The organism is Streptomyces rectiviolaceus (genome assembly GCF_039533825.1).
In the GTDB taxonomy this organism is placed as follows: Bacteria; Actinomycetota; Actinomycetes; order Streptomycetales; family Streptomycetaceae; genus Streptomyces; species Streptomyces rectiviolaceus.
On record NZ_BAAAUG010000105.1, the window covers coordinates 8,116 to 17,564 of the forward strand.

Below are 9,449 nucleotides of genomic sequence, written 5' to 3' on the forward strand. Positions count from 1 at the left end.
GGGGGGGGGGGGGGGGGGGGGGGGGGGGGCGTCGTGGCCGCGGGTGTACGCGGCCGCGTAGCCGTCCTCGCCGAGGGCTGTGCGGGAGCGTTGCGCGGCGCGGTCGACGTCGAAGCGTTCGACCGGCGGCAGAGGGCTGTCGGCCGCCTCCCGGAGGGCGGCCGCGGCCCCGATGAGTTCGGCGGCGCGTGTGTGGTCGTGCGCGAGGGAGCGGGCTCCGGCCAGGCCTTCGAGGGCCTGGGCGACGGCGCGCTCGTCGCCCGTGCCGCGGGCCACGGCGAGACCCTCCCGGTGGAGTTCCTCCGCCTGCGCCGCGTCACCGCGCTGCTCGGCGACGTAGCCGAGCTGGGCCAGGATCAGGGCGGTGCCGGAGTGGACGCCGAGGCGGCGGTTCCAGGCGAGCCAGGGCAGGAGGTACTTCTCGGCGGCGTCGAGCTCGCCGAGGCGGCGGGCACCGATGGCGAGGCCCGTCTCGGCGAACTGCTGCGCGGGCCCGTGCGAGTGCTGCGTGGCGAGGCGCGCGGCACGCTCGTGGAAGTCGGTGGCCGCGGCGTCGTCACCGGTGAGCAGGGCGATGCGGCCGAGGCGGGCGAGCCGGAAGGACACGTCGGTCCACAGCTGGAGCTCCTCCGCCCCGCGCATGCCGTCACGGTGGAGCCTTGCGGCGCCCTCGTAGTCGGCGGCGATCTCGGCGAGGATGCCCAGCTGCTCGGAGGCCTGCAACTGGCCCCAGCGGTCGCCGAGTCCGGCGAACAGGGCGGCGCTGGCCTCGGCGTCACGGCGCAGGGTCGCGAGGTCGCCGCGGTAGAGCGCCCGGGTGGCGCGGGTGCTGAGGGCGGCGGCCACGCCCCAGCGGTCGTCCGCCGCGCGGAACTCCTCCAGGAGCTCGTCGACCTGGGCCTCCTCGCTCCTCGTACGGTCGAATCCGGAGCGGGCGTGGGCGAGGAGCCAGCGGGACCGGAGGTCGGCGCCCTCCACGCCGGGGTCGGCGCCGATGTCGGTGCCCATGTCGGTGCCCATGTCGGTATAGGGGGCGTCGTCGCCGGTGAGCAGGGCGAGGGCGGCACGGGCCGTGCGGGCGGAGGCACGGGGTGCTGTGTATGCGTCTGCGCCGGTGCCTGGGTCTGCGTCTTTGTCTGCCTCTGTGGACCGGGGCAGGCTCAGGGCGAGGGTCAGGGAGCGTTCCGCTTCGCCGAGGCGGCCGCGCAGGAACCAGTACCAGGTCAGGGAGTTGGCCAGGCTCAGCGCGAGGGCGGCGTCGCCGTCGGCCGCGGCCCACTCCAGCGCGGCGCGCAGGTTGACGGCCTCGGTGTCCAGGCGGTGCAGCCACTGTTGTTGTCCGGGGCCGAGGAGTTGGGGTGCGGCACGGGCGGCGAGGTCGGCGTAGTGGTGGGCGTGGCGGCGGCGTACATCCTTCGTCTCCCCCGCCTCGTCGAGCCGTTCGAGGCTGTAGGCGGTGACGGATTCGAGCATGCGGTAGCGGATGCCGTGGGTGTGGTCGGCGGCTCCGGGTGCCGTGGAGAGGAGGGAGCGGTCTACGAGGCGGGTGACGAGGTCCAGTACGTCTGCGGCGCCGCCGGAAGCGACGCCGTACACCGCTTCCGCGGAGTCCAGTGTGAAACCTCCGCCGAAGACGGCTAGTTGGCGCAGTGCGCCCTGCTCCTCCACCGTCAGCAGCTCCCAGCTCCAGTCGATCACCGCGCGGAGGGTGCGCTGCCGGGCGGGGGCGTCCCTGCGCACCTGGTTGAGCAGACGGAACCGGTCGTGCAGCCGTTCGGCGAGTGCGTGGACGCCGAGGGCGCGTACGCGGGTGGCGGCCAGTTCGATGGCGAGCGGGATGCCGTCGAGGCGGCGGCAGATGAGGGCGGCGTCGGCAGTGTTCTCCGCGTCCAGCACGAAGCCAGGGGCGGCGGCAGCGGCCCGCTCGGCGAACAGCGCCAAGGCCTCGCCCTCCGCGAGCGGCGCGACTTCTTCCAGGGTCTCGCCGGAGAGGGCGAGGGGCTCCTGACTGGTGGCGATGACGCGCAACTCGGGGGCATGCCGCAGGAGTTCGGAGAGCAGGGCGGCTACGGGTTCCAGGACGTGCTCGCAGTTGTCCAGTACGAGGAGGAGTCGGCGCGGGGCGAGGGCTCGGGCGAGTAGGCGTATCAGGGCGGGTACGTGTTCGGGGGCGGGGACAGGGACGGGGGCGGGCGCCTCGGCACCACTGCCAATCACCCCGTTCGCTCCAGGCGTCCCCGGCACCCCATCGCGGACGAGCGAGGGATCGTCCCGGATGCCCAGTGCCGCGGCCACCGTCTCTGCGACCCCGGCGACGTCGCTCTTCGTGCCGGCCAGTTCCACCAGCCAGACGCCCTCCTCGAAGTCGTCCGCGAGCCCGGCCGCCGCCTCCAGCGCGAGCCGGGTCTTGCCGACGCCGCCCGGCCCCGTGAGGGTGACGAGGCGCGCCGCTCCGACCAGCTCCCGGACCCGGGCCACCGCCCCCTCCCTGCCCACGAGGGCCGTGACGGCTGCGGGCAGATTCGTTCGGGAGTGTGGCGTCGGCAGTGCCTTCGCCTCCGGGAGCGGGCTCCGCGCGTCCACTCGCGGCGAGGCCAGCTCCGGGGACTGGCGGAGTATCGCCTCGTGGAGCGCGGCGAGTTCCGCGCCGGGGTCTGTGCCCAAGTCGTCGGCCAGGCGCTCGCGCAGGTCGCGATAGGCGTCCAGCGCCTCTGTCGGGCGCCCCGCCAGATACAGCGCCCTCATGTACGCGCCCCGCAGCCTCTCCCGCAGCGGCTGCTCGGCCACCAGCTCCGCCAACTCATCCGCGAGCGCGGCGTGTTCCCCCGGAACAGCGAGGTCCAGTCGGAGTTCCGCCCGCACCTCCTGGGCCGTGAGCCGCTGTTCCTCCAGGCGGGCCACAGCCACCCGCACGAACTCCGCGTCCCGGAAATCCGCGTACGCCGGTCCACGCCACAGCGTCAGCGCCTCCGAGAGCAGCGAGACCCTCGTACGTACATCAGGGTTCTCGACAGCGTCGTACGCACGGGAAGACAGCGCCACGAACCTGGCCGCGTCCGTCAGCTCCTCCGGCGCCGCTCCCTCCGGGGCCCGCAGCAGATAACCGGCCTGGCCGTACGTTACGAGCTCACGCGCGCCCGGTTCCGCATTCTCCAGGGCCCTGCGCAGCTGGGAGACCTTGGTCTGGAGGGTGTTGGCGGGGTTGCCCGGCAGCCGCTCGCCCCACAGGTCGTCGATCAGGACGTCAGCGGGGACCGGCCGCCCCTGGTGGATCAGGAGATTCGCGAGCAGGGCACGGACCTTCGGCTCGGGAACCGGGACGACCGCCCCGTCCGCCGTGCGCACCGTCAACGGGCCCAGCACCTCGAATCGCATGCCGCCACGTTAATGCGGGCCCGAGCGGGGCTCCCGAGCGGCCGTGCGTGAGCCGTCAGCGGCCGTGCGTGAGCCGTCAGTGGCTCGTGCGCGGCCTCGGGCACGGTGATCCCCGTGACCAGGACAGCGAGAACAGCGAGAACGGCACGAACACCCCGGTCACACACCGACCATGCCCCACGTCCGAAAGGATCACCCGCCATGTCCAGCCCCACCGCCTTCACCACCCCCACCACCTCCCGCGAAATCCGCCTCGCCTCCCGCCCCACCGGCGAACCCACCCCCGCCGACTTCGAGTTGGTCACCACGGCCGTCCCCGAGCCCGCCGAGGGGCAGATCCTGGTCCGCAACACCTGGATGTCCGTGGACCCGTACATGCGGGGCCGCATGAACGACGTCCCCTCCTACATCCCGCCCTTCGCGCTCGGCGCCGCCCTCGAAGGCAGTGCGGTCGGCGAGGTCGTCGAGTCCCGCGCCGAGAACGTGCCGGTGGGCGCGACCGTCTCGCACTTCCTCGGGTGGCGCGAGTACGCAGTCCTGGACGCCGCCACCGCCACCGTCATCGACACCACGCTCGCCCCGGCCTCCGCCTACCTCGGCCCCCTGGGCACCACGGGCCTGACCGCGTACGCCGCGCTCACCCGCACCGCCCCCGTCCGCGAGGGCGACGTCGTCTTCATCTCGGCGGCGGCGGGCGCGGTCGGCAGCGTCGCGGGGCAGTTGGCCCGCGAGCTCGGCGCGTCTCGCGTGATCGGTTCGGCGGGCGGCCCGGCGAAGACCAAGAAGCTGCTCGACACGTTCGGCTACGACGCGGCCATCGACTACCGCCAGGGCGGCATACCCGAACAGCTCGCCCAGGCCGCCCCCGACGGCATCGACGTCTACCTGGACTCGGTCGGCGGCGATCACCTCGAAGCCGCCGTCGGCGCCATCCGCACCGGTGGACGGATCGCCCTCGTGGGCGCCATCAGCGGCTACAACAACACCGCACCCGCCCCGGGGCCGGACAACCTCTTCCGTGCCGCGACCCACGAGGCGACCCTGCGCGGCATGCTCGTCAGCAGCCACTTCGACCTGTTCCCCGAGTGGATCGGCAAGGCCGCAGGACTGCTCGCCGACGGCACCCTGCGCACCGAACAGACCGTCGTCGAGGGCATCGAGCAGGCGCCCGACGCCTTCCTCGGCGTGCTGCGCGGCGCCAACACCGGCAAGATGCTCGTCCGCCTGGGCCCCGGCCCCATCCTCAGCGCTTGAGCCCGACCCCGCCGAACATGGCCACGTCCTCGACGCCCGCCGTCTCCTCCGTACGCCAGCGGTTGCACGACAGCACACCGGGCTCGAGAAGCTCCAACCCCTCGAAGAACCCGGCTACTTCCTCGGGCGTGCGCTGCGTGAGCTTGGGTGTGCCGTTCTCGTTCCAGAAGGCCACCGCCTCGTCCACGTCGGGCATCGACGGGCTGGTGATCGTGTGCGAGAGGACCAGATGGCTGCCGGCCGGCAGCGCGTCGAGCAGGCGGCGCACGATGCCGTACGCCTCGGAGTCGTCGTCGATGAAGATGACGACACCGAGCAGGATCAGGGCGACCGGGCGGTCGAAGTCCAGGGTCTTCGCGGCGTGTTCGAGGATCGCCTCGACGTTGCGCAGGTCCTCGTCGAGGTAGTCGGTCCTGCCCTCGGGGGTGCTGGTGAGCAGGGCGCGCGCGTGGGTGAGGACCAACGGGTCGTTGTCCACGTAGACGACACGGGACTCGGGGGCGATCCGCTGGGCGACCTCATGGGTGTTGTCGGCGGTCGGCAGGCCGGTGCCTATGTCGAGGAACTGCCGGATCCCGCACTCGGTCACGAGGTGGCTCACGGCGCGCCCGAGGAACTGCCGGTCGGCGAGCGCGTACGCGCCGATACCGGGGTGCAGCGTGCGGATCTGGTCCCCGGCGGCCTGGTCGACGGGGTAGTTGTCCTTGCCGCCGAGCCAGTAGTTCCAGATCCGGGCCGTGTGCGGCTGCGTGGTGTTGATCCTGCTGTCGGCCATGTTCGGTTCGCCTCCGAGTGCGTCATCTCGATCAACCGGCAGCGTACTCGGGGGAGTTCGAGAGCCTGTCCCTGCCTGGGCATCAGAGAATGGTTCAGAGAATGACGTGCGGCAGGAACCTCGCGTACTCGTCCGTGATCAGACCCGCCGACTCCCGGATGCCGAGCCCCGCCGCCTCGTCCTCCACGACCCACGCGCCGAGCACCACACGGTTGCCGTCGAAGTCGGGCAGTGGCGCCAACTCCTGGTAGCAACAGGCCTCTTCGCGTACGAGGTCCGCAGAGGGTACGAGGGGTCCGGCGTCCGGCGGATGGACCGTGACTCCGGCCCCTTCGCGGCCGAGGAGGGGCTTGGCGACGTAGCCCCGCCCGGAAGCGAGCTCCCGGGGGCCGTCCAGGTAGGCGGGGAGGAGGTTGGGGTGGCCCGGGTACAGCTCCCAGAGGACCGCGAGCAGCGCCTTGTTGGAGAGGAGCATCTTCCAGGCGGGCTCGATCCACAGGGTGGAACCGGTGCCGCCGCCGTTGTCGAGGGTCTCCAGGACGTGCGGGGCGAAGCGGTCGGTGGTCAGCCACTCCCACGGATAGAGCTTGAAGCAGCTGCGGATGAAGCCGAGCTTCTTGTCCACGAAGCGCCGCGAGAGGCGGTCCCAGCCGATGTCCTCCATGGAGATCGCCTCGGTGTCGAGCCCGGCCTGCTGCGCGGTCTCGCGCAGATACGCGACCGTCATCAGGTCCTCGCCGAGCTCGTCGCCCGCCGAGTGCGCGAAGTACAGCGGGCCGCCGGGCGGAAGCAGGGAGGCCTGCTTCTTCCAGGCGTCGACGAGGCGTTCGTGGAGGGAGTTCCACTGGTCGGCGCCCGGGAAGCACTCCTCCATCCAGAACCACTGGGGGCTCGCGGCCTCGACCAGGGAGGTGGGGGTGTCGGCGTTGTACTCCAGCATCTTGGCCGGGCTGCCCGAGCCGTCGTAATGCAGGTCGAAGCGTCCATACAGGGACGGCAGTTCGGCACGGCGGCGCCAGGCCTCGGTGACCGCTTCGGCCACTCGGGGGTCCTTGATGCCGAGGTCGCCGAGGCGGTCGTGCGTGACGATGTGCTCGGCTGCCGCCAGGCACATCGCGTGCAGCTCCTCGACGACCTCTTCGAGGGCTTCGACCTCGGGCAGGGAGAAGACGTAGCAGGCGGACTCGTCCCAGTAGGGGCGCAGCGAGTCGTCGGGGTAGCGGGTGAGGGGGTAGATGAGCCCTTGGTCCTCGACGGTCTGCTGCCAGCCGGGGCGGGGGGTGAGGGTGCGGCGTTCCATGGTCTCGGGTTCCTCCGGCTCAGCCGCCGCCGCTGCCCGAGCAGCCGAAGCCGTCGCGGTCGACGGCCTCGCTGCGGCTGAAGGTGCCGTAGTCGGCGTGCCGGCCGTCGATGTCGGCGTCGTAGTACCAGTCGGCGTCCATACGGCCGGACTTGCCCGTGCCTGAGCCCGTGCCGTAGGAACTGCCCCCGGCCTGGCGTCCCTTGCCGTACGAGGAGGACGTACCGCTCTTGCAGTTCTTGTCGGCGACGATTTTGTAGCCGGTGAGGTAGTCGTAGCTGTCGCGGTCCACGCACCGCTTGTCCGGTTCCGAACCGCACGAGGTCAGGGCCGCCGCGAGGACGCCCATTCCGCCGAGCACGACCGTGCTGGAGCGCAGCCTGCGCTGCCGCGGCCCCTGCTCCTGCCGCTTCTCCGGCCCCTTCTCCTGAGGCTTCCTCTGAGGCTTCGCCTGAGCCTTTTCCGCTGGCATCGGTTCTACCGCTCCCCGTTGTCGTACATGCGTCAACACTTGATCGGCGATCAGCGTAGGTAAGTCCCCGTGCGCCACGCCAACCGGCTCCGTCGAATCCCTCTCCTCTACAGTCACTTCGTGTCTCTTGGGATGATTTGCGCACTCGGTTCAGCGGTCTGCTTCGGCACGGCCTCCGTCTTCCAGGCCATCGCCGCGCGCGCCACCGCGCCGGGGACGGGCTCCGGGGTCGACCCCGCGCTGCTGCTGCGAGCGGTGAAGCAGTGGCGGTACGTCGTGGGGCTCGCGCTCGACGGGCTCGGGTTCCTGCTGCAGATCGTGGCCCTGCGTTCCATCCCGATCTACGCCGTCGGGGCAGCGCTCGCCGCGAGCCTCGCCGTCACGGCGGTGGTGGCCTCGCGGTTGCTGCGGGTGCGGTTGAGCGGGGTGGAGTGGGCGGCTGTGGGGGTGGTCTGCGCGGGGCTCGCCATGCTGGGCCTCGCGTCGGGGGACGAGGGCGAGGGGGTCGGGTCGACGACTCTGCGGTACGTGATGTTGGGCGTGGCGGTGGGGGTGCTTGTGCTGGGGGCCGTGGCGGGGCGGTTGCCCGGGCGGGGGCGGGCGTTGGCGCTCGGCCTCGGGGCGGGGTTCGGGTTCGGGGTGGTGGAGGTGGCGGTGCGGCTGATCGACGATGTCTCGCCGGGGGCGTTGGTGGCGAACCCCGCTTCTTATGCGTTGCTGGTGGGTGGGGGTGCGGCGTTTCTGTTGCTCACGTCGGCCTTGCAGCGGGGGTCGGTGACGACCGCTACCGCGGGGATGGTGATCGGGGAGACGATCGGCCCTGCGGTGGTGGGGGTGGTGTGGCTGGGGGATCGGACTCGGAGCGGGATGGAGTGGCTCGCCGTGCTGGGGTTCGCCGTTGCCGTGGCGGGGGCGTTGGCGTTGGCGCGGTTCGGTGAGGCACCGGTGGAAGAGACGCCGGTGGAGGGGGTGCTGTAGGGGCGGTCCCTGCGGGGCTTTCCTCAACCCCGCCCCTTCCCAAAAACCCGCTGGCGCGGGGGCCTTGGTGACCGTCATCACCGGCTTCGCCGAGTTCGTCCTCAAACGCCGGACGGGCTGGAAGATTGGCTCACGGCAGCACCCTGCAAAGCGCCTCCAACGCCCCCGCCCACGCGTGATCCGCCGGAGTCCCGTACCCCACCACCAGCGCGTCCCGCCCCGGAACCCGCGCGGCCGGATGCCGGAAACTTGCGAGCCCCTGCACGGCAAGGCGTTGCCAGCTTGCCGCCTGGATCACCGAACGCTCCGTCCCCGGCGGGAGTTCCAGCACCGCGTGCAGGCCCGCCGCGATCCCCGTGACCCGTACCTCCGGCGCCCGTGCGGCCAGTGCGGCGACCAGTTGGTCCCGTCGACGGCGGTAGCGAAGCCGCGCGCCCCGCACATGGCGGTCGTACGCACCCGACGTGATGAACTCCGCGAGCGTCAGCTGGTCGAGCGCCCCGCAGGCCCATTCCACGCCCCCCTTCGCCTCGACGACCTCGGCGGCGATCGGCGCCGGAAGCACCATCCAGCCGAGCCGAAGGCCGGGGGCGAGGGACTTGCTGGCCGTGCCGAGGTAGACCACGCGGTCCGGGTCGAGGCCCTGGAGCGCGCCCACCGGCTGCCGGTCGTAGCGGAACTCCCCGTCGTAGTCGTCCTCCAGGACAAGACCGCCCTCGCGCCGCGCCCAGTCGACGGCTGCAGCGCGCCGGTCGGGGTGCAGCGGATCCCCCATCGGGAACTGATGCGCGGGCGTCAGGAGCGCCGCCTTGGACGAGCCGGAGCCCGACCCCAACTCGGCCGTGGACGTGCCCAGTTCGTCGAAGGGCAGTGGCCTCGTCCGCAGCCCCGCCCGCTTCAGCAGGTTCCAGTGCACGTCGAGGCCGTACGACTCGACCGTCACGTCCCGCAGACCACGCGCCCGCAGCACTCCGCCGAGGAGCATCAGACCTTGCGCGAACCCCGCGCAGATGACGATGCGGTCCGGATCCGTGTGCACGCCCCGCGCGCGGGAGAGGTAGTCGGCGAGGGCGGTGCGCAGCTCGATGCGGCCGCGTGGGTCGCCGTAGCCGAGTGCGTCGTTCGGGGCGGCGGCCATGGCCCGGCGGGCGGCCTTGAGCCAGGCGGCGCGCGGGAAGGAGGAGAGGTCGGGGGTGCCCGGCATCAGGTTGTACGTCGGGCCGCCCGCGGCCCTGCGGCGCGGTGCGGGGTCGGCGGGGCGCGGCACGGCGCGTTCGGCGACGCGGGTGCCCGAG

7 protein-coding genes are annotated in these 9,449 nt (G+C 72.2%); 2 read left to right on the forward strand and 5 right to left on the reverse strand.

The window, feature by feature from the left end; translation table 11 throughout:
• Positions 1-3,375 (reverse strand): AfsR/SARP family transcriptional regulator (locus ABD378_RS27630; RefSeq protein ID WP_344524920.1); only part of this gene is annotated, 3,375 nt, incomplete at its 3' end.
• 201 nt (positions 3,376-3,576) lie between these two features.
• On the opposite strand from ABD378_RS27630, the gene ABD378_RS27635 reads away from it, so the two are divergent.
• Positions 3,577-4,629, forward strand: coding sequence for an NADP-dependent oxidoreductase (locus ABD378_RS27635; protein ID WP_344524922.1), 1,053 nt, complete (start codon positions 3,577-3,579; stop codon positions 4,627-4,629).
• Here the strand turns inward: ABD378_RS27635 and ABD378_RS27640 are convergent.
• The 3 genes from ABD378_RS27640 to ABD378_RS27650 form a co-directional block, all read right to left on the reverse strand.
• Complete coding sequence (locus ABD378_RS27640; RefSeq protein ID WP_344524924.1) at positions 4,619-5,404, reverse strand: SAM-dependent methyltransferase; 786 nt, start codon at positions 5,402-5,404, stop codon at positions 4,619-4,621. The genes ABD378_RS27635 and ABD378_RS27640 overlap by 11 nt on opposite strands.
• A gap of 94 nt (positions 5,405-5,498) precedes the next feature.
• Positions 5,499-6,704, reverse strand: a complete 1,206-nt coding sequence (locus tag ABD378_RS27645) for a glutathionylspermidine synthase family protein (RefSeq protein ID WP_344524926.1) — start codon at positions 6,702-6,704, stop codon at positions 5,499-5,501.
• Between the two features lie 19 nt (positions 6,705-6,723).
• Positions 6,724-7,053 (reverse strand): hypothetical protein, encoded by a 330-nt coding sequence (locus ABD378_RS27650; RefSeq protein ID WP_344524932.1) that lies wholly within the window; start codon positions 7,051-7,053, stop codon positions 6,724-6,726.
• A 255-nt stretch (positions 7,054-7,308) separates the two neighbouring features.
• Between ABD378_RS27650 and ABD378_RS27655 the strand changes: the two genes are divergently transcribed.
• Positions 7,309-8,154, forward strand: coding sequence for a DMT family protein (locus tag ABD378_RS27655; protein WP_344524934.1), 846 nt, complete (start codon positions 7,309-7,311; stop codon positions 8,152-8,154).
• Positions 8,155-8,284: 130 nt separating this feature from the next.
• Here ABD378_RS27655 and ABD378_RS27660 read toward each other — a convergent pair.
• Positions 8,285-9,449, reverse strand: a 1,165-nt coding sequence (locus ABD378_RS27660) for an aminotransferase-like domain-containing protein (protein WP_344524928.1), incomplete at its 5' end; no start/stop codon positions are given.